The sequence below is a fragment of the Fluctibacter corallii genome (assembly GCF_025751585.1).
GTDB lineage: Bacteria > Pseudomonadota > Gammaproteobacteria > Enterobacterales > Alteromonadaceae > Fluctibacter_A > Fluctibacter_A corallii.
In genome coordinates, this window is record NZ_JAOWKX010000008.1 from 61,122 (window position 1) to 86,741 (window position 25,620).

The following is a 25,620-nucleotide window of genomic DNA, read 5'->3' on the forward strand; positions in this document are numbered from 1 at the left end:
CATCATGCAACTCCCTAATTCGTATTGAGTAAGCAAAAGAGTTGAGCAATTTGCAGGAAAAAGACAAGCGAAATATTTGCTTGTCTCCTTCTCACGCGATAGGATGCGTTCAACTATTGTGAGCTCACTATTAGCTTACGACTTTTTCAAAGAAAAAGTGACGAATTACTCTAGGTTATGGAACTTTTACCGCTCATTAACGACTTAAAGTAACGCACTCTAAACATCACGCTAATTAATAATTAAATATGAAGTATACAAAGTTTCTTATCATTGCCATCACCAGCCTGTTTTTAACTGCATGTGCTGATTGGATTTACCGTATCGACATTCCTCAAGGTAACTTTTTAGAACAAAAAGACGTCGACAAACTTCGTATTAATATGACCAAAGAACAAGTCATATTTGTTCTAGGACGCCCTGTTGTTGAAGACGCGTTCGACAAAGACACCTGGTATTACGTGTACAAAATGAAGCGTGGTATGAAAAAACGTGGCGAAGATTTCACTAAGGAGCTCATTGTAAACTTTAATGAAGACAACAGAGTCGCCAGTGTGACAGGTGATTTCGAGTTAGCAGACACATTCAATACGCCGCTTGATGAATAACAGCCAGTATTATCATACATATTCCAAAGGTCAGTTTATCTGACCTTTTTTAATTCTGACACCACACTCCATATCATCCCTCAATATTGACAACCTTACGCTAATTACAAAAAACCATTGACAAACAGACCAGTCGGTATGTAAGTTAACAATATGAAAACGATAAGTGCGACAAAAGGCCAGCAAACACGCGATCATATTATCAAGGTTGCTGCTGAGCTATTTCACAAACAGGGTTATCACAACACGGGTTTGCAACAAATTCTGCAAAGTGCGGGGGTGACGAAAGGTGCATTTTATTTTCACTTTAAAGACAAGAAGTCTCTAGGGATCAATGTATCAGAAAGGTACATTCATGCATTCAAAGTCTACTTTGGCGACGTTTTTAATAGCAGAAACAAAAGTGCAGCAGAGAGAATATACCAGTTTCACTTATCTGCCAGAGCCATGTTCGAGAAAGAGTATGGCCTGATTGGATGTCCAATGGGTAACTTGAGTCTCGAGTTGGCCACGGAAGATAAAGAGATACAAATGGCTTTAACACGCGGTTTTGAATTATTTACACGCGCATTCGAGTCACTTCTCGAAGACGGTGAAAAAGACGGAAGCATAACACTTACTCAGCCCAAAACTGCGTTTGCCTCCTTCATGGTGAATAGCTGGGAAGGGGCAGTGCTACGAATGAAGGCAACACAGTCTTTATCACCCCTAGACAATTGGTACGCGACCCTCACCTCTCTTTTGGGAATTGAGACAATAACGTAAATCATCTATAAAAATACGCATAAGCGTTTTTTATTTAAGTCAAAACATACCGACCAGTCTGTTTTGTAATTATAAACGTGATTCAAGGAGAATCTTATGAAAATGTTTGGAGCCCCTATTTCCCCTTACTGCCGTAAAGTCCAACTCGTTATGGCCCATAAAGCCATTCCATTTGAGTGGGAGTTCGTTACGCCAGGCCCCGATAATCATAGCTACACCGAAATTAGTCCTATGGGCAAAATTCCAGCTATTCAAACTGAAGATGGCTTCACTCTTGCCGACTCTAGCGTCATCATCGCATATTTAGAAAAACGCTTTCCAAATCATTCACTTTACCCCACAAACCCTGAGGATTATGCCAAGGCGTTATTTTTTGAAGAGTTTGCAGATACAGCGTTGAGCGAAGCTTGCACGGGGCTATATTTTCAAAAGCGCATTGGTCCTTTAGCTTTTGGCCTCCCTACTAATGAAGATAAAGTATCAGAGATAATGGCGCGTTCATTGCCAAACGCGTTAGCTATTCTCGAAAGATTGCTGCCAGAAAATGGCTGGATAGTAAACAACCAATATTCTGTTGCGGATGTCGCAGTGGGCGCGATGCTCATCAGTTTGCCCCATATGGATATCGAAATAGATAATGGCACGTACCCTAAAACCAGCCAATTTCTCAACACTTTTATGCAAAGAGAAGAGGTAAAAACGCAAATCGAGACCGAAAATTATGCATTTGCCACCTTTCAAAAACAAAGAATGCAAACCGCCTAACATACCCATGCCTGATCTGGGAGTATAAGCGGATTAGGCAAAGCTACATTCGATCCAGACCACGCACAGCCAATATGTAGCGCGTGGTCATTCAAATTTCATGCTATTTTTTCCTCAAAAGACAACAGCGAGCGGCCATTATTTAGCCCAAAGAGGGTTGATTTATCCTATCAATACGATTACTGTATACATATACAGCATCGATACTGACACACATCACATGACAGGAGCGAACACATGGCGATCATCATTAAATATGTCGTAGAGCACAAAGGGGTTGAAAAGTTGGTAACAACAGACAAAAAAGAGGCAGATAAATACGACAAAATGCTTGATGTAGCGGATAACCTTGCCGAATATATTTCTGCCAAAGGCATTAAGCTTGAAACTGACATATTAGAAGAATTGAGCATTGTATTGTCTAAGAATAAAGATGCGCTAGGCAAAATATTAAAAGGCAGTGCCGCAGAGAAAGTATTGGAAGAAGACAAAGCCGAAGTCGTTTCACTAGACAAAGTGGCTGAGTAAGTAAGGCATCTAGCTTTTGTAAGTTTATTGGTTGGCTTTTATGCATATTTGATGAAAGCCAGAACCTGTAAGCTTTTTGAGGGCTGAATGGGAGTACAAGCGCGTCTATGATCAAAATCAGACAATCTGATTGACGCAATTTCATGACTCCATCAGAAGCTTTATCTTGCTTGATAAACAACGTTACCTTTGTATCACGGACTGATGCATATTGCCTCTAATTTATCATCATTGGTCTTTACATGATTGATAAGACGATACGATTAAAGCACACTGGGTAAAAACAAACATGGACTTGTATTATGAAATCAATACTGGCTGGCGTTAGTCTGGCTGCAACGGTATTTACGTTGTCGGCAACTGAAACCCGTACGCTTAACAACGGTAATTTAGTACTAGAAGGTATCCCACCTATCCCTAAATCAACGGTTGAAGCGTTAAATCAATATCAGAACGTGCGTTCAGCACCGTTTCGTGCATTTACGCAAGATGGCGATAGTATCTATATTTCAACGCGTTTTGGCGATGTGAGTCAGCTTCACAAAGTCAATATGCCTGGCGGCGCAAGGCAACAGTTAACTTTCTTTAAAGAGCCAATCGGATCCATTCAAAGACAGCCTGATTCAGATCGAATTGCTTTCACAATGGATGCAGGAGGTAGTGAGAACGCACAGATATTTATCTTAGATCCCTCCTCTGGGACCACAAAAATGATCTCTGATGGTGAATCACGCAATGGCGTAATCGAGTGGAGTAAAACTGGAGGTTTGCTGGCGTTTCAAAGTACAAAACGAAATGGTAGATCTAATGATATTTGGATTAAAAATACAACATCTGACACCGACGCATCTCTCGCTCTCGCTTCAGAGGATGGAAGTTGGTGGGGCCCTATTGCATTTAGTCAAGACAACCAAACTTTACTTGTGCAGCAATATGTTAGCGCCAGCGATTCGCGTACCTACCTGGTGGATATCAAAAATCAGAACAAAACCCTACTGGATGGCAATGCCACCAATGTAAGCACGAATTTCGCATTGGCTTTAGATAAAAAAGATACTGGCTACTTTTTTTCGACAAACCAGAATGGAGAGTTCTCACAACTGGCATATCGCGAGTTCGCATCAAATAAACTCACGATAATCACAAAGGACATTCCTTGGGATGTCGACGGCTTTGCATTGAGCCATGACGGTACAAAGGCGGCTTTTGCTCTTAACGAAGACGGTATGAATACCGTTTATTTGCTAGACACTGCAACCTTTAAATATGAAAAAGTGAAAGGTTTGCCCGTGGGTTTAGTGGGCGGACTCACGTTTTCACCCGACGACACTAAACTAGGCATGACCTTGAATACCGCCAAAACACCGAGTGATAGCTTTTTACTGGCACTAGGTAAAAAACCACTAGAGTATGGAAAGTTAGTTAGGTGGACGTTTAGTGAAGTGGGCGGGCTTGATACAGACAAATTCTTTGAACCAACACTCGTTCGCTATCCTTCTTTTGATAATAGAGATATTCCAGCCTTTGTTTACAAACCCGACACAAAACAAGATAAACCTTTTCCAGTCATAATTAGTATTCACGGTGGGCCAGAAGCTCAATTCCAGCCAGCGTTTAGAAGTACTTTTCAGTTATGGATGGACAAACTAGGTGCTGCGGTCATAGCGCCCAATGTAAGAGGCTCTTCGGGCTACGGAAAGGAATATATTAATCTTGATAATGGATTCCAGCGTGAAGACTCTGTAAAAGATATCGGAGCATTACTAGACTGGATTGCGACACAACCCGATCTTGATGAAAACCGTGTCGCTGTATTTGGTGGCAGCTACGGTGGGTATATGGTACTTGCCAGCGCAGTACATTATAGCGATCGCTTGAACGCTGCTGTTGATATTGTGGGCATTTCAAACTTCGTTACCTTTCTAAAGAATACGAAGGACTATCGCCGAGACTTAAGACGCGTCGAATACGGAGATGAACGAGATCCCAAAATGCACGACTTTTTGCAACGCATCAGTCCAAATAATAACGTCGATAAGATCAATATACCGATGTTCGTTGTGCAAGGAGAAAACGATCCTCGTGTTCCTGTAACAGAAGCAGAACAGATCGTAAAAGCACTTAGAGATAACGGAAAGTCTGTTTGGTATATGAATGCCCTCAATGAAGGCCACGGATACCGCAAAAAAGAAAATAAAGACGTTTACCAGCAAGCCGTCGTTTTATTTTTCGAGGAGTTCTTATAACCCCATGATTAATGACTAAACGCCAACAAACTAAGCAAGCTTGTTAAGAAATCCAGAGGGTGGGCGCACCCTCTCCTTCTGGTTGTCGACCGACAACCCAACAATTGCAGCCTCGACTCCCCAACATACTGTCGAAGAAAGAATCCAAGAGCGAAATTGACCAAACCTATAGTTATCCAAGCGCATCACTTGAAGAAACCTAAACATCAACCAGTTCAAACGAAATAAGCCAAAAAAAGGCCAAACATTCGTCTGGCCTTTGTGCTTCTACACTCGATTGAGAGGGCGTGTCTAGAAGATTACCCTAGTAGTGATAGTGCCGCTTGCGGACGTTGGTTCGCCTGCGACAATACCGTCTGACTCGCCTGCTGAATAATCTGGTTACGTGTCAATTCAGCCGTCTCTGACGCAAAATCTGTGTCTTTAATTCGTGAACGTGCCCCTGAGACGTTCTCTGAGATATTACTCAGGTTTCTGATTGTTGACTGGAAGCGGTTTTGAAGCGCACCCAAATCTGCTCGTGCTGAGCCTATCATCGATATCGCTGCATCAACTGCCGCTAATGTCGCTGATGCTTGCGCAGCGGTTGCCACTGAGTTCGTACCCAGACCCAAACCAGACGTACCATATCCACCTGTACGAGATAAGTTCACACTGATAGTTTGACCACCATTGGCCCCCACTAAGAACGCGGCTGAATACCCACCTGTTAATAGGTCTACCCCTGCAAACTGTGTGGTTTGAGCTACACGTGAAATCTCAGTTTTTAGTGCATCTACTTCTTTTTGAAGCGCTGCACGGTCGGCTGATGTATTGATACCATTTTGTGATTGTACCGCGAGTTGACGAATGCGCTGTAAGCTTGATGTTACTTCTTGCATCGCGCCTTCTGCTGTTTGCGTCAGTGAAATGGCATCATTCGCATTACGTACCGCTTGATCTAAGCCTTGAACCTGAGACGTCATGCGGTCTGTAATTTGCAAACCCGCCGCATCATCTGCCGCACGGTTAATACGAAAACCTGAAGATAAACGCTCAAACGATGTATTTAATCGTTGTGATACATCAAACAGCTGACGCTGCGCATTCAATGACGATACGTTAGTATTTACGAACATAGACATAATATAACTACCTCACACTCTCAGTCCGGCGGTGTATGCCGGCAACCTGTATATCAGGTTGAAAAAACACTGCTAGCGCAATACTTCCGATTATATCCGGGTTATTGACACTGCCCTCTCGTGTATAGTTATCGTCTGTTCAAAAAATAACCTTAGGAATTTTTTCGCCGCAAACTCAATTTTTACGGCAATATGCCACCCCAACACTTATAAATAATTGTTTTAAAACATATTTAAGAGGGGCGAATAATTGCCGTCTTTAATTTAAATTTGCCGAAAATGTCAACAACTCAGAGAGAGGAGTTAGAAAATGTGGCTTATAACAAGTAGATAGCCATTCCTATTGGGACTCCCACTTTTACGTTTTTTTGCCAATTGGGCTTATAAGGACCGAGCGATTTGGAAACAACAAACAGCCAATGAACAATATAAAAGAAAAAACCACTCTAAAAGAGTGGTTTTCGCTATATAAACAATGCAATGTTAACGGATTATTCAGCCGATTTTCGAAGGTAATCTGATACAAGGAACGCCATTTCCAATACCTGATCGGCATTTAAACGAGGATCGCACTGGGTCTTGTACGCTTGTGCCAAATCATCATCACTTATTTGATAAGCCCCACCCGTACACTCCGTTACATGTTGGCCAGTCATTTCTAAGTGAATGCCTCCAGCATGCGTGCCTTCAGCCTTGTGTGCAGCAAAGAATTGCTGAATTTCACGCAAAATGTCATCAAAATTTCGGGTTTTATAACCGCTTGATGCCTTTTTCGTGTTTCCGTGCATGGGATCTGAACTCCATACCACTTTACGCCCTTCTTCTTTTACGCGTCGCAAAAGTCGAGGAAGGTTATCTTCAAGGGTATCGGCTCCCATCCGCGTGATTAAGGTCAATCGACCCGCTTCATTGTTGGGGTTTAACGCGTCAATCAGTCGAATAAGTTCATCGCCTTGCATAGATGGACCCACTTTTACGCCAATTGGGTTATGAATCCCGCGGAAGAACTCCACGTGAGCATGATCCAGCTGGCGTGTGCGTTCACCAATCCAGAGCATATGTGCTGAACAGTTGTACGGTTTACCCGAAAGAGTATCGATACGTGTTAGTGCTTGCTCGTAATTTAGTAGCAATGCTTCGTGAGAAGTAAATAAACTGGTTTCATGTAAAGTGGCGGTATTCTTGCTGTTTAAACCAATAACATCCATGAATGACAATGTATCTTGAATCCGATCAGCAATATCTTGATAACGATCTTTAAGTGGATTGCTCTCTAGGAAGCCCATATTCCAACGATTAACTTGATGCAAATCTGCCAATCCGCCCTGAGCAAATGCTCGCAGCAGATTAAGAGTAGATGCTGAACGGTGGTAGGCTTCTAGTAATCGGTCGGGATCAGGTTTACGCGCAGCTTCTGTAAACTCAAAGCTGTTGATAATGTCGCCACGATAACTGGGTAACGAAACGCCGTTAATAGTTTCTAAGTTTGAAGAACGCGGCTTGGCATATTGCCCAGCCATTCTCGCAACCTTGGTAACAGGGCAACGGCCAGCAAACGTTAACACAATGGCCATTTGCAAAATGACTTTAAACGTGTCTCGAATTTTAGGTGCGTTAAATTCTGCAAATGACTCTGCACAATCCCCGCCTTGTAACAAAAAGCCATTGCCTTCGGCAACATGACCAAGTTGCTGATATAGCTCTCGGGTTTCTTCAGCAAAAACGAGTGGTGGATAACTCTTTAATTTATCTTCCACCATTTTCAAATGGTGTTTATCTTCGTACTCTGGTTGCTGCAAAATTGGCTTAGTGCGCCAACTATCTATTTTCCACTCACTCACGGATTATCCTTGTTTAAATCTTTGTATAAGGAATGACTCAAGTGTAGTTCCTAGACTACTCCTACGCTTTGGTTTTCTAATGATACCGAGGGAAAATTACGGGATCTGAAAGAAAATTTCAATCTTCTTCCGCGTTATTCTAGACAAGTTTGAAATAATGCGTGATCTTGGGTTATATCGAATCGTTGAACGTGGCAAGAAAATACCTCGGAAAGGCGCAAAGGATCTAGCACATCTTTGGTATTGCCAGATGCGTGTAGGCCCCCGTCTTTCATTAACCACACGGTATCTGCGTAGTGAAGCGCATGGTTTAGATCGTGATGACTAATGATCAGAGTATTACCCTGCTTCGTTAATTGTGCAAAAAGTTCGAACAACAACAATTGATGCCGATAGTCTAGCCCCTGACAAGGTTCATCTAAAAGAACCAACGCCTCACCCCGCTCAAGCGCGCCGACAACTTGAAGTAAACAACGTAATATTTGTACACGCCGCATTTCACCACCTGAGAGCTGGTTAATCGGGCGATGCATAAACGTGTGGATCTCCAGTGCATGCTCTAGGTAATCTGGGATGCTTAAGCGTTGACCAAAAAAGGAAACACTCTCTTTAACGGTTAAATTGAATGCGGTGTTTTGTTGCTGTTGTTGAAAGCACCTGAACTGGGCTAATGCGTCCACACTATACGTGTTTATCGCTGCATCACGAATTAACACCTGTCCGGTATCGGGGATCAGTAACCCCGCGATAAGTGACAATAAGGTTGACTTCCCTGCACCATTTGGGCCCAAAATATGACAACTGTGTCCCGATGGAATGCTGCCCGTGACGGATACCACACGTTGCTTGATACTTACATCATGTAAAGAAATCACCTACGTCTGTCCTTTGCTCAAGCGAATGACCGACCACAGAAATAATGGCCCGCCGATACTTGCCGTTAACATGGATACTGGAACTAACATTGTCACAAATTGCGTATTGATGAGTGCGATTGCCAGCATCAGCATAGCGCCAACCATCGCCGATGCAGGCAAAACAAAACGATTATCAAAACCAGCAATATTACGTATTAAGTGAGGCACTAAAAGACCAACAAAGGCAATCGACCCCGCTATAGACACGGCAATGCCGACAAGTAGTGCACACACTAACAACATAATTCCATTGAACCATGATACATCAAGCCCTTTTAACCGCGCTTCTGTCGCACCGAAATAGAACCAGTTTAATCGCGTGCCTTGTCGCAACAGCCAAGTTAAAAGGCCAACTGCCACAGGCGCAGCAAAAAGCAGTACGGTCCAATCTGCTTGATGCAAACTTCCCATCAGCCAAAAGGTCAGATTTCGCATTGACTCAGCGTCTGAAATCAAATGTAGCCAAGCAACGATAGCTCCAGCAATGGTTGATATGCCTATGCCTGCCAAAATCACCGCACTGTGCACACCAGGCAATGCTCTGGAAATACGATAAATAACCAGCGTGCTGCCAACCGCCCCAATAAAGCACGCCAATGGCAATATATACGCACCATATTCAGCTAACCAAGCCTCACCTATCAATAGTACAACAGCCGCACACACGCTCGCGCCGCTGGTAATGCCAATAATACCGGGATCAGCAAGGGGATTTTTTAATACCACCTGCAATGCCGCCGAGCTCGTCGCCAAGGCTGCACCCACGATAATTGACGTTATGACCAATGGAAGCCGTAAATCTAATACAATACGTTGTTCAATAGCAGAAAAAGGAAATGACATTCCCCATAAAAGCGTGGTTCCGCCTAGCGCTAACATAGCAATCAGTAAGGCACTGAGGAGAGGCGCTTTTGCCATCGTTAGCGGATCCCCGCTTGTTCGCGAATGTGAACCACCAAACCATCAGAGGCTGCTTCAATTAAATCGAGTACATATTCAAACCCTTTACTTCCACCAAAGTAAGGATCGGGGACAATCGAGTCTGCTGTGTTGGCATAATCCATCATTAACACCAATTTATGTGAAAACGCATCTGGACTGCGGCCTTGTAAATTGCGCAAGTTGTCTTCATCCATACAAATAATCAGATCAAACTCCTCAAAATCTGTATCGACTACTTTACGACTGTACATGTTATCGAAGTTATAGCCACGTGCCTCGCCTGCTTGGCGGCTTCGCTCGTCGGGGGGACTACCCTCGTGGTGACCAATTGTCCCCGCAGAATCAATGCGTACTTGCAACCCTAGCATGTCGGCTTTGTGTCTAAATACCGCTTCTGCTGTGGGAGAACGGCAAATGTTTCCCATACATACGAATAAGACTGAATCGATTGTGTTTGCCATGTAATAAACCTTTATAAACAGCGAGCTTTAGGATGGTAAAGTACGTTGCTTTCACCACGCGCTAGGAAATCTATTTTAACGCTCTATAATGAGGCGTCTATCAAAAATAGAGGAAATTTTCTGTGAAATTACTGATGCTTAGTAGCTCACGCGCGGGCGATGAAGGCTATCTTGAAACGGCTTGCCCAATGATTATCAACCATCTGAACGCTATTACCAATGTACTTTTTGTTCCTTATGCAGGCGTTACTATAGGCTGGGATGACTATACTCAAATGGTTCAAGAAGCGCTGCCAACACTATCAGTCACGAGCATTCACACCGCAGCCAATCCCCAGCTCGCCGTTGAGCAAGCTGACGCTATTTTAGTGGGCGGCGGTAACACATTCCACTTACTTCACACACTTTACGCACTTAACTTAATCACAGCATTAAAAGCGCGTATCACCGCCGGAACGCCTTACATTGGCTGGAGTGCAGGCTCCAATATTTGCGGTCATTCTATTCGCACAACTAACGATATGCCTATTATAGAGCCTGCTTCGTTTAACGCCTTAAACGTCGTACCATTCCAATTAAATCCTCATTACACTGATTATGTCGCACCAGGTCATAATGGCGAGACCCGTGATCAACGTATAGCTGAATTTTGCGCGTTGCATGCCGACATGCCCGTGCTAGGTATTCAGGAAGGCACAGCTCTTGAAGTTATCGATGACCGCATGAGACTAGTGGGTGAGCTTGCAGGCGTGGTGTTTAAAGGCACAGACAAAATCTCTATTCAGCCAAACGCTGATCTCTCTCATTATTTGAAGGCATAGCATTACAAACGTTTTACACAATGCCTCTTGAATATATGGATAATCACATATATGATTTTTCGCATATTTAAGAGGCATGAAGAATACGTGATGAATAATAATCATCTTCAACATCAAGAATCGGCAGACGCTTTGCTGCCTACCCCATTTTTCAAGGCACTATCAGATAGCACTCGATTACAGATTCTTTTATTGATTACCCAGCACAAGGCGCTTTGCGTCTGTGACCTAACCGATTCACTTTTACTGTCTCAACCTAAAATATCTAGGCATCTGGCATTATTGCGCGAGCACAATATCCTTCAGGATGAGCGTCGCAAAAAGTGGATGTTTTATCAATTGCATCCATCACTAAACGAATGGCAGCGGTCGGTTTTATACACGTGTTTGCGTGAATACGAAAACCAGGTTGCTCCCATCAACGCACGCTTAGCACGCTGCTTGCAAAACGCAGATCGGTGTTAACTAAGTAGAACAGCAAACATCATTCACCTATTTGTAAAACTCAACATGCTTACAGGAGAAAACGACAATGACAATTAAGGTCGGAATCAACGGTTTTGGACGCATGGGACGCCTAGTTTTGCGCTCTGCGTTTGCATGGCAAGACATCGAATTTGTGCATATTAATGATCCTGCAGGAAACTCGGAAGTGTTAGCGCACCTGTTAAAATACGACTCTGTACACGGAACAAGCGATATGCACATTTGTCACGATGAGACACATATAATCGTAAACGATCACGCTATCCAAGTCAGTCATAATAAAGAGATCGAAGACACCGATTGGTCAGGCTGCGATATCGTAGTAGAAGCGTCTGGAAAAATGAAAACGACAGCCCTACTGAATAAATACTTGCAGCAGGGCGTAAAGAAGGTCGTGGTCACAGCCCCCGTAAAAGAAGACGGCGTGCTAAACATTGTTATGGGTGTAAATGATCATTTATACGACGACACCCAGCATACTATAGTTACTGCCGCATCTTGCACCACCAATTGCTTAGCGCCTATCGTTAAGGTATTGCAAGATAACATTGGCATAAAACACGGTTCTATGACCACCATTCACGACATAACCAACACACAAACCATACTCGATGCGCCACACAAAGACTTACGCCGAGCTAGAGCCTGTGGCATGAGTTTAATACCAACAACAACAGGCTCAGCCACTGCCATTGCACATATTTTTCCGGAACTAAAAGGCAAGTTGAATGGCCATGCCGTGCGTGTACCGTTGGCCAATGCATCTATCACAGACTGCGTGTTTGAAGTAGCTAAACCGACATCTGTAGATGAAATCAATCAATGGATGAGAGAGGCCGCCCAAAACGAATTAAACGGTATTCTCGGTTATGAAGAAAAGCCATTAGTGTCAATCGACTATAAAACGGATCCTCGCTCAGCCATTGTCGATGCCCTTTCAACAATGGTGGTCAATGACACCCAAGTTAAGCTATATGTTTGGTATGACAATGAATGGGGATATGCCAATAGAACTGCCGAGCTTGTGCGCAAAGTCGCAGCATCCCTTTCGTAATAAAATAAGGTCAATATTGCAACATGGTGAAACTGTCAGCGTTATCCAACGATATCAAGCAATACCTCATCATCACGGGTAATTATTGGGCATTTACCCTAACAGATGGTGCGTTGAGAATGCTCATTGTCTTGCATTTTCATACGCTGGGTTACTCTCCTCTAAATATCGCCATGTTGTTTTTGTTTTACGAAATGTTTGGCGTTGTCACCAACCTCGTAGGTGGGTATTTAGGCGCGCGATTAGGCTTAAATAAAACCATGAATATCGGCTTGGGCTTACAAGTTATTGCATTATTGATGCTTGTTGTGCCAGCCGATTGGTTAAGTGTATTTTATGTCATGGTGGCGCAGGCATTGTCAGGAATCGCCAAAGACCTAAATAAAATGAGTGCGAAAAGTGCCATTAAAATGATTGTGGCGGCGGGTCAGGAAGGCACGTTGTTTAAATGGGTTGCGATTCTTACAGGTTCCAAAAACGCGCTAAAGGGGGTTGGATTTTTTGTTGGTGGATTGCTGTTAACACTCGTTGCCTTCCAAGGTGCAATTTTGCTCATGGCCGGGACGCTAATATTAGTATGGAGTTTTAGCGTTTACGCCCTTCAAAATGATTTAGGAAAAGCAAAGTCTATCCCTAAATTTACCGATATATTGTCAAAAAGCCGCGCTATCAATATTCTCTCTGGAGCAAGAATGTTCTTGTTTGGCGCGCGGGACGTGTGGTTTGTTGTCGCATTGCCCGTTTTTTTATCCCAGACATTTAATTGGGATCACTGGACCGTTGGCGGATTTTTAGCATTATGGGTTATCGGCTATGGCGGGGTTCAATCTATTGCACCGAAAATTATTCGTTTGAGCAGTAATATTTCAGCAGCAGTTGAAACTTCCAAGTGGGCGGCCCTGTTATCGTTAGTTACACTCGCAATCATTGTGTCAATGCACTACCAATGGTCAGTTCAAGTCTCGATTGTAGCGGGACTTATGCTATTTGGCGCGGTGTTCGCCGTCAACTCTTCATTGCATAGTTATTTAATTGTGAGTTACGCCAAAGCTGACGGCGTATCCCTTGACGTTGGCTTTTACTACATGGCTAACGCAATGGGGCGCTTAATCGGCACGGTATTGTCAGGATGGATATTTCAGGCCTACGGCTTTACTGCGTGCCTGCTTATCTCATTTTTATTTGTCGTGCTTGCTGGCATCATTTCCTCGCAACTCCCTATGCAGGAGCATGCCACGGCTTAAATTTAATTGCGCTATGTGTTCACCAGTGGCCGAATATCAAGATACGTATCACACGCTTCAGGCGAAGATAACCTCGGAACAACGCCAAGGCAAGGGGCATGCAGCATCGCCTGTAAGCTATCGACATTTTGCTGAAAATACAGCATGTCAGGTTCTATCTGGTTAGCAACCCACCCTTTCACCGTTAGCCCATCATGTTTTATCGCTTCGAGTGTCAGCATAGCATGATTGAGACAACCTAATTTCACGCCTACTACTAGAATGACCTCCATCTGATTCGCTTGCGCAAATGCCGACAAGTACGTGCCATTGTTATCAATTGGCAAACGCCATCCGCCAGCACCCTCAGTCAGTACAACGTCTGGCGAATAAGATTCCAACTGTGTTAGCCCCTCTTGAAGTTGGGTTAGTGATATCAGTTGGCCTATCTCTTGTGCTGCTAAATGCGGCGCGACAGGTGGCGCAAACGCGATAGGATTTACCTCGTTATATTCCAAGGGAATTCCGCTGTGTTGCTGTAAAATTAGCGCATCCTCGTTGCGCAGCCCTTCCGGTGTTTGCTCACAGCCCGCAGAGATGGGTTTATAACCGACTGCAATGTGCCCTGCCCCGTTCAAACAACGAAGTAGCGACTGCGCAATAAACGTTTTACCAGCATCGGTATCTGTGCCGGTGATAAAAAAATGCTTAACAGACATCCATTTACCCTGGTTTATGTAATGACAAAAATGTCACATGATAGGTTAACGGTAATCCCTTCTTGTTTCGAAATACCGTTTGATAGGCTTCTTCAAGTTGTAATAACTTGGTTTTGCTCAACGTGGCAGCACCTGCCCCTGTTTTGACGTTGGCCCCAATCTTTTTAATCGACTGCAATAAGCTACGCACATTCTTGTGGTAAGTAATAAAGCTTCGAGAGTCAGCTGTAGCCAGCAGTCCAGCCTGCCCAGCCGCACAAAGCCAATGTTCAGCCGTCGCGAAATCGTTTACATGCTTGTGGGTGTCTACTTTTCGCCAAACCAACTCTAACTCATGAAAAGAACGGTGGGTCATTACTGCCACAACGCCCTTACCGCCGGGTGCGAGTACGCGATAAATTTCTTCCATGGCTGTCGAGGATGATTCACACCATTGCAACGCCATAGACGAAAATACACTATCAACACTGCTTGCAGACAAGGGCAAAGCCTCGGCGTCTCCCACCAGCCAACGAATTTTGTCAGTTGGATATTGACTCTGAGCAAAGTCAATCATGCCTTGAGCTATATCAATCGCAATAACGTGATGGCTATGATTGAGTAGCGCTTGCGTTTCACGCCCACTACCACAACCAATATCAAGTAGCGAACCAGATAGCGGCTGCATATAATGTCTGGCGACACGGGCAATATCCGCTTGCACATCGGCATGTTGATCATACTGAGATGCCGCTCGGCTAAACTGCTTAGCGACCTTGTCTTTATTCGAGTTATTTACGTTATCCATTTACTACGTTCGATAATACAGAATTCAGGCTAATTGAAAGTGCATCGACCAATGCAGAAATATCAGCATCCGTGTGCGCTGCGCTTAGTGTGATTCTCACTCTTTCTTGCCCTTTTGGAACGGTGGGTGCGCGCATAGCTGTAGCCCAAATACCAAGAGATTTAAGCTTTTCACCGACAGCCAAAACACGCTCAACGCCTGCCACCATAACGGGCTGAATGGCCGTATCAGAGGGCAAAAGTGGAATGTCATGTTTGACTGCGAGCTGCTTAAACAAAGTGATATTATGATTCAGTTGTTCTCTTACATCTGAACACGCTATGTGTTGAATGCTCGCTAACGTTGCACAGGCTTGCGCTGGTGGCATGGCGGTGCTGTATACATATTCCTTTGCAAAATTAACTAAATACTCAATAAAGCTTTCTGGACCTGCAACAAATGCGCCCCCTGTACCAATGGCTTTGCCAAAGGTGCCCATCACAACAGGAAGTTGAGATTGATTCAGGCCACTTGCTTGTGCGCTGCCCAGCCCTGTTTCTCCTAAAACACCAAACCCGTGCGCATCATCCACCATTAACCACGCGTCTTGCGCTTCACACAACGCCGACAACCCCACTAAGTCCGCTTTGTCGCCATCCATGCTAAACACGCCTTCTGTTGCCAAAAGCGTCTCGCCTTGTCGTTGCGCTAACAAGGTTTCGGCATGTGCATAATCGTTGTGCTTAAAGCGTTTATAATCCGTTACCGCCGATGCCATTCCCTCTATAAAAGACGCATGCATGAGTTTGTCACAAATGACAGACCCGCCCACTTGCCCAAAAGCGCGGCATATCGCCTGATTTGCGCTAAAACCAGAGTTGAATAGTACAACGTTATCTCGCTGCAAGTGCTCGGCTAAATAAGTTTCAAGCGCTAAATGTGCTTGGGTATGTCCCGTTACGAGGGGGGATGCGCCGCTTCCGCCACCGTATAGGCTAAGGCCATCTACCCATGCTTGAAGCACAGGCATGCTCTGTCGCAATCCCAAGTAATCATTGCTACTGAAATTAATATAGTGCTGGCCTGCTACATCGATTAATGTGCCAGTCGAAACGGCTAGGCTCTGTCGCTTTCGCAACAAGCCCTCTCGTTCTCTGGCAAGCAACGCTTGCTCAAAACATGAAAACGCCATTATACGATGGAGGTCTCGATTTTTTCAGGCTTAGCAGGTTGACCTGTAGCAGAAGCATCGTAAAAGAGCGCATCTTGCTCCGTGCTGTTAATCTCTTCAATCAACGCCGCTTCATGAGCCTCGTCAGAGAATTCTCGCGTGCGCGCCGAATTAATGCCTAACTTTCTGAATAGCACCACATCTTCATGGGTATCAGGGTTAGAAGTGGTTAGCAGCTTACATCCATAAAAAATCGAGTTTGCGCCCGCCATAAAACACAACGCTTGCATTTGTTCATTCATGGCTTCACGGCCCGCTGATAAGCGCACGTATGACTTTGGCATCATAATACGGGCAACCGCGATGGTACGAATAAACTCAAATGCATCGAGGTCCTCAATGTCGTCCAGTGGCGTCCCTTTCACTTTAACCAGCATATTGATTGGTACACTTTCAGGCTGACGCTCTAAATTCGCCAATTGCATAAGAAGACCAGCGCGATCAGAGGCCTTTTCTCCCATTCCCACAATGCCACCAGAACACACATTCATGCCTGCGTCCCTTACATTTTGCAAGGTGTCTAAGCGATCCTGATAGGTACGAGTGGTAATTATATCGCCATAATATTCAGGCGATGTATCAAGGTTATGGTTGTAATAATCTAGACCAGCCTGTTTGAGCGCAATAGCCTGCTCACGGGTTAACATACCTAAGGTCATACAGGTTTCCAGCCCAAGCTTTTTCACCTCTTCCACCATTTGGATCACGTAAGGCATATCGCGATCTTTGGGGTTACGCCATGCCGCGCCCATACAAAAGCGTGTGGAACCCGCCGCTTTTGCCTCGCGAGCACGCTGAATAACTTTTTCAACCTCTAATAAACGCTCTTTTTCTAGGCCAGTATCATAACGCGCACTTTGTGGGCAATACTTACAATCTTCTGGGCATGCGCCTGTTTTAATTGATAACAAAGTGCTGACCTGCACCTGGTTAGGATCAAAGTGTTGGCGATGAATAGTTTGCGCTTTAAAAAGCAAATCATTAAAGGGCAAAGCAAATAAAGCGTTTACTTCTTCCAGTGTCCAGTCGTGTCTCACATCTGAAGATGTGGATGACAATGTCGATGCATTTGACATGTCACTTCCTTATATTCGGTTACGTTGCGTATTCTAATAATTGTGGTTAGTCTATGCGCGAAAGATACATTGTCAACCCAGACCAGTTACCAAAGTTTACAATAGAGCAAATATAGAACATGGATAACCTTACTTTTGATCGTCAGCACATTTGGCATCCCTATACCTCTGCCACCCATCCTCTTCCCTGCTATGAAGTTAAAAAAGCAGAAGGGGTAACCATTACACTCGCAGACGGACGAGACGTGATTGACGGCATGGCGTCATGGTGGGCAGCCATTCATGGCTATAATCACCCCGATCTCAATCACGCAGCAAAAACACAGCTAGACGCGTTTTCACATGTGATGTTTGGCGGCTTTACCCATGCCCCCGCGGTCAATCTATGTAAACAGCTGCTGGCAATGGCACCACAGGGAATGAATCGGGTGTTTTTAGCGGATTCGGGATCGGTGTCTGTTGAGGTGGCGATGAAAATGGCGGTGCAATACTGGGCATGCCAGGGCAACACACAAAAAACCCGATTTATTGCGCCAAGAAATGGCTATCACGGAGACACCTTCGCAGCTATGTCGGTGTGTGATCCTGTAAATGGGATGCATAGTCTCTTTCAAACAGCCTTATCGCAACAGATATTTGCGCCTGCGCCGCAAACTCGGTTTGACCAAACTTGGAATGAGGACGACATCGCAACGATGACGGAGTTAGTCGAAGCGCATCATCACGAGGTCGCCGCGATTATTCTTGAGCCCGTTGTCCAAGGTGCTGGAGGCATGCGTATATATCACCCTGAGTACGTAAGACGATGCCGCCAGCTGTGTGACGAATACAATATTTTGCTAATTTGTGACGAAATTGCCACAGGATTTGGTCGTACAGGAAAGCTCTTTGCTTGCGATCACGCGCAAATCAGCCCCGATATACTATGTGTGGGGAAAGCCCTAACTGGTGGCTACATGACCCTTGCAGCCACACTCTGCACCGAAGATGTGGCGTTGGGTGTTTGTCAAGGTGAACCCGGCGTATTCATGCATGGTCCAACCTACATGGGAAATCCGCTCGCTTGTGCGGTCGCCAGTGCTAGTTTACGCATTATCGAAACCGGAGCATGGCAAACACAGGTCAGCAATATCGAAATGCAACTTAAAGATGAGTTAATCAAGTGTCAGTCACTATCGTCTGTTGCTGATGTGCGCGTGCTAGGTGCCATTGGAGTCGTAGAATGTAAGCATCCGGTTAACGTGGCAGCACTTCAAAAACAATTTGTAGACATGGGCGTGTGGATACGCCCGTTTGGGAAACTGGTATATATCATGCCACCTTACGTGATTAAGCCAGAGCAACTCACCCAGATTACCGATGCCATTTATACCGTGCTAAAGTAGGTTGATCAGTTTATTTAGGATGAGCCGCTCACTTGAGCGGTTATCCACAATAGCGCGATAATCACCAGCGCCAGCAAAAAATATAAATTAATCCCAAAAAAGTCTCGTTTACGCCGATTACGTTTGCGTCGTAAAACAAAAACTACCGATGTCAGCATTAAGCAAAACACAAGTAACATCAGCAACGGCAAGGTCAGAGACTGCGCCCAACTATCTCGCCCATTAATGCCCCAATACTCTTGTACACCACTGATTAATTCAGGGCGTGCATAATGAAACACAATTAATGCGGCCAAAAACACGAGCCAACAGCAAATGTTTAATATTTCAACAATTCGGTAGAGACGATCACCCTTTCTGGGGGTTTGACGACGCTCTTCTCCATGCCAATTGGAATTATCTGTCATATTCTGCCACTAGAATGCAATTTTAACTTGAGTCTGAAACACAGCTAAGTAAGATTACACTCCTTATTAAAAATTTCATTTGTGCATATAACTAGCTTACAACGAACTGTGCAAAATCGCAGCATAGTCGTGAATCAAATAAGCACGTTAAGATTATAGATTTTGGAGAATGTACATGGCGCATGCCCCTGTGGTTGATGTCCTGTCTGGCAAATATGCCGTTGGAGAACAGGTTGTTGTTAAAGGTTGGGTGAGAACCCGCCGTGATTCTAAAGCTGGCCTTTCGTTTGTCGCGCTGCACGACGGAAGCTGTTTCGATCCTGTTCAAGTCATCGCTCTGAATTCACTATCTAATTATGAAGACGTACAAAAACTCACAGCCGGTTGCTCTGTAGCGGTAACAGGCTCAGTGAAGTCGTCTGAAGGTCAGGGTCAGGCGCTGGAAATTGAAGCAACGAGCATTGAAGTCATTGGCTGGGTGGAAAACCCAGATACTTATCCAATGGCCGCAAAGCGCCACAGTATCGAATACTTGCGCGAGCATGCGCATTTGCGTCCACGCACTAATGTTATCGGCGCAGTCACGCGTGTACGTAACTGTTTGTCGCAAGCAATTCATCGCTTCTTTCATGAACGCGGATTTCAATGGATCAGCACGCCCATTCTGACCGCCAGTGATACAGAAGGTGCTGGCGAGATGTTCCGTGTGTCTACCCTCGACATGATGAACATCCCAACCACAGACAAAGGCGATGTAGATTATTCACAAGATTTCTTCGGCAAAGAAACCTTCTTGACGGTATCTGGTCAGCTAAACGTGGAAACATACTGTACGGCAATGTCGAATGTATACACTTTTGGTCCGACTTTCCGCGCTGAGAATTCTAATACCAGCCGCCACCTTGCAGAATTTTGGATGATCGAACCAGAAGTTGCATTTGCAGACCTTAGCGACATCGCATCTTTGGCAGAAGACATGCTGAAGTATGTGTTCAAAGTTGTTTTAGAAGAGCGCGCTGACGATATGGCGTTTTTCGCTCAACGCATCAATAAAGACGCTATCTCTCGCCTTGAGAAAGTGATTGATCAGGACTTTGTCCGCATGGACTACACTGACGCCATCGACATTTTGAAAAACAGCGGCAAAGAATTCGAATTCCCTGTTGAATGGGGTGTAGATTTGTCTTCAGAGCATGAGCGCTACTTAGCAGAAGAGCATGTAGGCGCGCCTATCATTATGCAAAACTATCCGAAAGACATTAAAGCGTTCTACATGCGTATCAACGATGACAACAAAACCGTTGCTGCGATGGACGTACTTGCACCAGGAATTGGTGAAATTATCGGTGGATCGCAGCGTGAGGAGCGCCTTGACGTATTCGATCGCCGCTTAGAAGAAATGGGACTCGATAAAGAAGATTACAGCTGGTATCGAGATCTTCGCCGCTACGGCACCGTTCCCCATTCTGGGTTTGGCCTGGGTTTTGAGCGCCTAGTGGCATACGTTACGGGCATGCAAAATGTGCGTGACGTGATTCCGTTCCCACGTACGCCAGGCAATGCGAAATACTAAACCGCAATCCATTACATCATTGAAAATGTCAGCATTACGCTGGCATTTTTTTTGCGACAACCGATAAATATTTATCAGTGTTAAGCATTCTCTTGATACCCCCTTTACACAAATTGGTGTATGCTTGAACAATCTTAATATCAATCACTTAGGGTCATGAGTCTAGACGTTCATCGCACCTCATCACAACCGCCTAAGATTGCTCAACATAGCAGCCTATGTGAACACTGCCATTTAGAGGTAACCATCCCTGCGCTTTCACATAAACAAAAAGCCCACTGCCCTCGATGTAATCATAAGCTCGCTCAATTCCACCAATATGGGCATGAATGGATGATTGCACTTGGACTGGGTGCGTTAATTTTATTACTGTTTTCACTCCCTTTCCCTTTTATCGGTTTCGAAGCACAAAGTGGTCAAAGCACCATCAGTATTTTAGGTGCAATAAAGACACTCACCACGTCGGGTTATGCCTTACTGGCTGCAATTACTGTGTTATTTGTACTCGCCATCCCTATCGCATTGTTGATCGTGGTTTTAAGTTTACTCGTGCCACTCATATCAAAGAGGCAACCGCAGTTATCAAACGTTTTCCTCAAAGCACTTTATCAACTCCTTCCATGGAGTATGGCTGAGGTGTTTTTATTAAGTGTATTGGTGGCAATGATCAAACTCAGTGACATGGCAGATATTACCTTTGGTCCCGGCTTTTATCTCTTTAGCGGCTATGTACTTTGCCAAACACTGCTATTGCTTTATCTTGATAAAGCCTATTTACATTGGATTCTTGGGGAAACGGTACAACCACCTCGACCGCTTAATGCATCAGCAAGTATTCAAAAAACATGGGCGCTGCTACTCACAGCCAGCATCTTGTATGTTCCAGCGAACCTTTTGCCGATTATGAAAACAACACAATTGGGCCAAACAGAAGAAAACAGTATTTTGTCGGGCGTGGTGTCGTTATGGCAAGCTGGCTCGCGCCACATAGCCATTATTATTTTTGTTGCCAGTGTGATGATCCCGGTCATTAAAATAGTGGTGATGGCTTGGCTAAATTTTAGTGTTCAGTATGCACATTTTCTCTCAGAGCAAGAGCGTATTCGATGGTATCGAGTTATGGAGTTTATTGGGCGATGGTCAATGGTGGACGTATTTGTGGTTGCAATATTAGCGGGATTAATTCAACAAGGTAATGCAATGGCCGTCATTCCTGGCCCGGCTATATTGTCTTTTGCTGGCGTGGTGATAATGACTATGATTGCCGCCATGACATTTGATACTAGGCTATTTTGGCAGAACCCATCCCCTCGCAAAGGAGTAAATCATGTCTGAGCGCGATAGGAATCAAGCGCAAATAAAAAAAATGACCTCGATATCACGTATTTGGATTGTTCCAATTCTTGCGCTCATCGTGGGTGGTGGCTTCGTTTATCAACAATGGGTCGATCGAGGGCAGTTTGTTACCATTGAGCTAGAGCAGGCGACAGGCCTGGAAGCAGATAAAACGAAGATTAAAACCCGAGATGTTGACGTTGGTGTGGTTAAATCTATTCAGCTAAAAGAAGATCTGTCAGGCGTTATCGTGACCGCTGCAATTCAAAAAAATGCCACGCACTTACTTCGTTCAGACAGCAAAGTATGGGTAGTTCGGCCACGAGTATCCTTAAGCGGCGTAACAGGGTTAAGTACCTTGGTCTCTGGGCCCTATATTGCGTTTTCTCCCGGAGAGAGTAATCAGCTCTCAGACAAATTTGTTGCATTGGAAAACCCACCTGTCACCCCTGCTGGCACACCAGGCATGCATATTACACTGACGAGCAATGATGATTTTTCTTTTAAAGCGGGTGATTCTGTTGTGTATAAAGGGTTAAAAGTTGGCGAGTTTGAAAGCATAGAATACGACTTAGACGCTCGAAGTGTCGCCTACAATGTCTTCATAGAGGCGCCTTTTCATGAAATTCTCTCTCCCAACACGCGATTTTGGAATACGAGCGGGCTGAGCTTTGATATATCGGCCAGTGGCTTTACCGCGCGAACAGGAAGCCTGGAAACTATGCTCACCAACGGCGTCACCTTTGGCGTACCAGATGGCCAGTTTCGAGGCGGTGAGATTAACGAAGATCATCAATTTGAGATTTTTTCGGATTATCAGACCGCATCTGATCAACGTTATAAACGCACGGTAGAATTTGTATTGTTAGTAGAGGAAACCATCCGAGGCCTTGAAGTGGGTGCGCCTGTCGAATACCGTGGCTTAAAAATTGGCGAAGTGAAAACAATCAACCTGCAAGGCACCCTCGATAATGGCTTACTCCGTCGCGGTTACCGAATCCCAGTGCTCATTTCTTTGCAGCCTGGACGACTCACACTAGGCGATACCATAGAAGCGGAAGAAAAACTCAAACGCGACTTTGCTGAATGGATCCCACAAGGATTACGTGCATCACTAAAGATGGGGAATTTACTCTCTGGAAGCCTCTATGTCGACATTAATCACTATGATGAACTCAACGCCAACACAACAGAAATGTTTAACGGGCTACCCGTTATTCCGACTGTATCGAACGAATTCACTCAAATTACCCAAAAAGTCAATGCGATTTTAGATAAGGTGAACGGTATCCCCTATTCTGAGCTGACCGAAAATATGAATAATGCCTTGCTGGAATTTGAAAAAACGGCCAGCGCATTTCGGCAGTCTGCCGCTGCGGCATCACAATTAATTGATGATGCTAATCAGACCCAAATTATTCGCGACATTGAACGCGCTTTGCATGCGTTTGAATCGCTAGCATCAGATTATGCAGCGGGATCTTCAACGCAATCCACCTTGAGTGACACCCTTAAAGATATTCAGCGCACACTGACAGAAATCACGCCTGTTATTCAACAAATCAACGATGTTCCGAACCGGCTTATTTTTGTAGACGGTACAGAGCCGACGCTTGAGCCAAAAGGAAGGAAGCCATAACATGCTTAAGATAATGATAGTTCTCGCGTGTCTATTCATGACAATCAGCTGTGGCACCAATAACGTTGCTAAGCTGAAGTATTATTTGTTGTCTTCACCCGATACCAGCACGTTTAAGACTCACAAAGTGCTTACCAATACAAACGGATTACGTATTGGTAACGTCACGACGGCAGAATATTTACAGCGCTCTCAGTTACCGATGCTAATCGGCACACATCAGGTGTATTACGCTAGCCAACACTTATGGGCACAACCTCTAACTGACGATATTCGCATGGCGTTAGAGCATGCTTTGGCAGGGTTATTCTCTGAATCAAATTCAGCTGATAACGCAACCTTACACTTTCATTTTGACCATTTCACTGCCACTGACAACGCGGCGGTCATTTGTGAAGGACATTACCGTGTCGAGGTTGAAAACACGGGGCCTGATAGTGCACAACCTCGTTATCCATTTACCTTCACGTTACCCTTAGACGAAGATGGTTTTGAACACGCTATCAGTAAGCTAAATCAATGTATTTCTGAGATAAGCCAGCAAGCACACCAAGACTTTCAGGGCACAATGAACCACCATGCTAAACAAAACTAAAGCCGCCTTTAATACCTTTCTAACTCTCGGAGTTCATCGAGGTCGTACCCCTGAAGTAAATCGACAAATATTTGTTATCAATTTATTTTCGATCGTAGGGTTATGTATCGTCAGTGCACTCGCATTGTCTGCCTACATTCGACAAGAATTTGTGCTTGCCGTTGTATTAACCGCGTCTTCCATCGCCATGTACATTTCTCACCGACTCGTTGAAGTCACAAAGCCTTTTACAGGCTATCGTGTCGCTGGCAATTTTTTACTGTATTGTTTAATGCTGTTAATGGCATTTTTAGTCGTTACTGGTGGACGAGAAAACACTGGGCCCTTGTGGATTTTTCTGGTTCCACCCGTCGCCCTTTTCTTTGGAGGGCTAAAAAAAGGGCTGCGGGATATCGGCCTATTCACGTCGGTAATATTTATTTTGCTTTTTCTATTACCCGACACCATTGCGCTAACTCAGTATTCTTATGGGTTTAAGAGTCGCTTATTGCTGTCCTTTTTGACCCTTACCTTTTTAGCAGGTTTTTACGAGTACTCGCGCTCTGAAAGTTACAAGCGGATGAAGCAATTAAGTGACGAGTTTGAGCGACAGGCTAGAAGCGACAGTTTGACCAAATTGCCCAATCGTAGAAGCATGCGAGAACATTTAGATTACGAATTTAGTCGTAGCCAACGGGCAAAACAAACCATGTCTGTAATGTTATGTGATATTGATCATTTTAAGTCGATCAATGATGAACATGGCCATGACGGCGGCGATTACACCTTAATTGAGCTGAGCCAACTGTTCAGAGATACCTTACGCAAGCAAGATATCGTCGCCCGTTGGGGAGGTGAGGAGTTTATTTTTTTATTACCCGAAACAAACCAACATGATGCTTACATTCTTGCCGAAAAACTACGTAAACGCGTTGAAAATTATGGGTTTAAATACAAAGGCACGCCCTTTACCTTAACTGTGAGTATTGGTATCGCTGAAGTCGAACATCATCTATCGGTAGACAAGGCCATTAGTTTGGCAGATCACTTCATGTACCAAGCAAAACGAGAAGGACGAAATAAGACACTGCCAATATTTTAATGCGTAGACAAAATATGACGCCCGCCTTTTAT

General features: G+C 44.5%; 25 protein-coding genes. 15 read left to right on the top strand and 10 right to left on the bottom strand.

The window, feature by feature from the left end:
- Positions 1-248: 248 nt before the first annotated feature.
- The 5 genes from OE749_RS14870 to OE749_RS14890 all read left to right on the top strand — a co-directional run bounded on the left by OE749_RS14870 (position 249) and on the right by OE749_RS14890 (position 4,912).
- Complete coding sequence (locus tag OE749_RS14870; RefSeq protein WP_263713265.1) at positions 249-608, top strand: outer membrane protein assembly factor BamE; 360 nt, start codon at positions 249-251, stop codon at positions 606-608.
- Positions 609-761: 153 nt separating this feature from the next.
- A complete protein-coding gene (locus OE749_RS14875; RefSeq protein ID WP_263713266.1) occupies positions 762-1,373 on the top strand; it encodes a TetR/AcrR family transcriptional regulator in 612 nt (203 codons plus the stop codon).
- A gap of 96 nt (positions 1,374-1,469) precedes the next feature.
- Positions 1,470-2,138, top strand: coding sequence for a glutathione S-transferase family protein (locus OE749_RS14880; RefSeq protein ID WP_263713267.1), 669 nt, complete (start codon positions 1,470-1,472; stop codon positions 2,136-2,138).
- Positions 2,139-2,375: 237 nt separating this feature from the next.
- Positions 2,376-2,666: a YebG family protein gene (locus OE749_RS14885; protein ID WP_263713268.1), complete on the top strand. Its 291-nt coding sequence runs from the start codon at positions 2,376-2,378 to the stop codon at positions 2,664-2,666.
- Between the two features lie 302 nt (positions 2,667-2,968).
- Complete coding sequence (locus OE749_RS14890; protein WP_263713269.1) at positions 2,969-4,912, top strand: S9 family peptidase; 1,944 nt, start codon at positions 2,969-2,971, stop codon at positions 4,910-4,912.
- Positions 4,913-5,211: 299 nt separating this feature from the next.
- On the opposite strand, the gene OE749_RS14895 is transcribed toward OE749_RS14890, so the two are convergent.
- The 5 genes from OE749_RS14895 to OE749_RS14915 all read right to left on the bottom strand — a co-directional run bounded on the left by OE749_RS14895 (position 5,212) and on the right by OE749_RS14915 (position 10,197).
- Positions 5,212-6,036 carry a flagellin N-terminal helical domain-containing protein gene (locus OE749_RS14895; protein ID WP_263713270.1) on the bottom strand — a complete coding sequence of 275 codons (825 nt, stop codon included), beginning with the start codon at positions 6,034-6,036 and terminating at the stop codon, positions 5,212-5,214.
- Between the two features lie 491 nt (positions 6,037-6,527).
- Complete coding sequence (locus tag OE749_RS14900) at positions 6,528-7,877, bottom strand: class II 3-deoxy-7-phosphoheptulonate synthase (protein ID WP_263713271.1); 1,350 nt, start codon at positions 7,875-7,877, stop codon at positions 6,528-6,530.
- A gap of 134 nt (positions 7,878-8,011) precedes the next feature.
- Positions 8,012-8,752, bottom strand: a complete 741-nt coding sequence (locus tag OE749_RS14905) for an ABC transporter ATP-binding protein (protein WP_263713272.1) — start codon at positions 8,750-8,752, stop codon at positions 8,012-8,014.
- Positions 8,753-9,712 carry a FecCD family ABC transporter permease gene (locus OE749_RS14910; protein WP_263713273.1) on the bottom strand — a complete coding sequence of 320 codons (960 nt, stop codon included), beginning with the start codon at positions 9,710-9,712 and terminating at the stop codon, positions 8,753-8,755. It lies immediately after the preceding gene.
- A 2-nt stretch (positions 9,713-9,714) separates the two neighbouring features.
- Positions 9,715-10,197 carry a low molecular weight protein-tyrosine-phosphatase gene (locus tag OE749_RS14915; protein WP_263713274.1) on the bottom strand — a complete coding sequence of 161 codons (483 nt, stop codon included), beginning with the start codon at positions 10,195-10,197 and terminating at the stop codon, positions 9,715-9,717.
- Positions 10,198-10,319: 122 nt separating this feature from the next.
- Between OE749_RS14915 and pepE the strand changes: the two genes are divergently transcribed.
- The 4 genes from pepE to arsJ all read left to right on the top strand — a co-directional run bounded on the left by pepE (position 10,320) and on the right by arsJ (position 13,802).
- On the top strand, positions 10,320-11,018 hold the full coding sequence (gene pepE, locus OE749_RS14920; protein WP_263713275.1) for a dipeptidase PepE: 699 nt from the start codon (positions 10,320-10,322) through the stop codon (positions 11,016-11,018).
- Positions 11,019-11,108: 90 nt separating this feature from the next.
- Entirely contained in the window at positions 11,109-11,483 is a 375-nt protein-coding gene (locus OE749_RS14925) for a metalloregulator ArsR/SmtB family transcription factor (RefSeq protein WP_263713276.1), read from the top strand.
- Positions 11,484-11,550: 67 nt separating this feature from the next.
- Complete coding sequence (locus OE749_RS14930) at positions 11,551-12,558, top strand: ArsJ-associated glyceraldehyde-3-phosphate dehydrogenase (protein WP_263713277.1); 1,008 nt, start codon at positions 11,551-11,553, stop codon at positions 12,556-12,558.
- Positions 12,559-12,581: 23 nt separating this feature from the next.
- Entirely contained in the window at positions 12,582-13,802 is a 1,221-nt protein-coding gene (gene arsJ / locus OE749_RS14935; protein ID WP_263713278.1) for an organoarsenical effux MFS transporter ArsJ, read from the top strand.
- Between the two features lie 11 nt (positions 13,803-13,813).
- On the opposite strand, the gene bioD is transcribed toward arsJ, so the two are convergent.
- From bioD to bioB, 4 genes are read right to left on the bottom strand one after another with little or no spacing between them, the layout of a single operon-like run.
- Positions 13,814-14,500: a dethiobiotin synthase gene (bioD, locus tag OE749_RS14940; RefSeq protein WP_263713279.1), complete on the bottom strand. Its 687-nt coding sequence runs from the start codon at positions 14,498-14,500 to the stop codon at positions 13,814-13,816.
- Between the two features lie 4 nt (positions 14,501-14,504).
- On the bottom strand, positions 14,505-15,287 hold the full coding sequence (locus OE749_RS14945) for a methyltransferase domain-containing protein (protein ID WP_263713280.1): 783 nt from the start codon (positions 15,285-15,287) through the stop codon (positions 14,505-14,507).
- Positions 15,280-16,458, bottom strand: a complete 1,179-nt coding sequence (locus OE749_RS14950) for an aminotransferase class I/II-fold pyridoxal phosphate-dependent enzyme (RefSeq protein ID WP_263713281.1) — start codon at positions 16,456-16,458, stop codon at positions 15,280-15,282. The genes OE749_RS14945 and OE749_RS14950 overlap by 8 nt, the downstream gene beginning before the upstream one ends.
- A complete protein-coding gene (gene bioB, locus OE749_RS14955) occupies positions 16,458-17,573 on the bottom strand; it encodes a biotin synthase BioB (RefSeq protein WP_263713282.1) in 1,116 nt (371 codons plus the stop codon). Before bioB ends, OE749_RS14950 begins: the two co-directional genes overlap by 1 nt.
- Before the next feature lie 119 nt (positions 17,574-17,692).
- Between bioB and bioA the strand changes: the two genes are divergently transcribed.
- The gene (gene bioA, locus OE749_RS14960) at positions 17,693-18,958 is read left to right on the top strand and encodes an adenosylmethionine--8-amino-7-oxononanoate transaminase (RefSeq protein WP_263713283.1); all 1,266 of its coding nucleotides are present in this window, start codon (positions 17,693-17,695) and stop codon (positions 18,956-18,958) included.
- Positions 18,959-18,972: 14 nt separating this feature from the next.
- Here bioA and OE749_RS14965 read toward each other — a convergent pair whose 3' ends face one another.
- On the bottom strand, positions 18,973-19,365 hold the full coding sequence (locus OE749_RS14965; RefSeq protein WP_263713284.1) for a hypothetical protein: 393 nt from the start codon (positions 19,363-19,365) through the stop codon (positions 18,973-18,975).
- A 175-nt stretch (positions 19,366-19,540) separates the two neighbouring features.
- On the opposite strand from OE749_RS14965, the gene asnS reads away from it, so the two are divergent.
- The 5 genes from asnS (at position 19,541) to OE749_RS14990 (ending at position 25,588) form a co-directional block, all read left to right on the top strand.
- On the top strand, positions 19,541-20,938 hold the full coding sequence (gene asnS, locus OE749_RS14970) for an asparagine--tRNA ligase (RefSeq protein WP_263713285.1): 1,398 nt from the start codon (positions 19,541-19,543) through the stop codon (positions 20,936-20,938).
- A gap of 156 nt (positions 20,939-21,094) precedes the next feature.
- Positions 21,095-22,273 carry a paraquat-inducible protein A gene (locus tag OE749_RS14975; RefSeq protein WP_263713286.1) on the top strand — a complete coding sequence of 393 codons (1,179 nt, stop codon included), beginning with the start codon at positions 21,095-21,097 and terminating at the stop codon, positions 22,271-22,273.
- On the top strand, positions 22,266-23,912 hold the full coding sequence (pqiB, locus tag OE749_RS14980) for an intermembrane transport protein PqiB (RefSeq protein WP_263713287.1): 1,647 nt from the start codon (positions 22,266-22,268) through the stop codon (positions 23,910-23,912). The genes OE749_RS14975 and pqiB overlap by 8 nt, the downstream gene beginning before the upstream one ends.
- A gap of 1 nt (position 23,913) precedes the next feature.
- On the top strand, positions 23,914-24,507 hold the full coding sequence (locus OE749_RS14985; RefSeq protein ID WP_263713288.1) for a PqiC family protein: 594 nt from the start codon (positions 23,914-23,916) through the stop codon (positions 24,505-24,507).
- Entirely contained in the window at positions 24,491-25,588 is a 1,098-nt protein-coding gene (locus OE749_RS14990; RefSeq protein ID WP_263713289.1) for a GGDEF domain-containing protein, read from the top strand. The genes OE749_RS14985 and OE749_RS14990 overlap by 17 nt, the downstream gene beginning before the upstream one ends.
- Positions 25,589-25,620 lie beyond the last annotated feature (32 nt).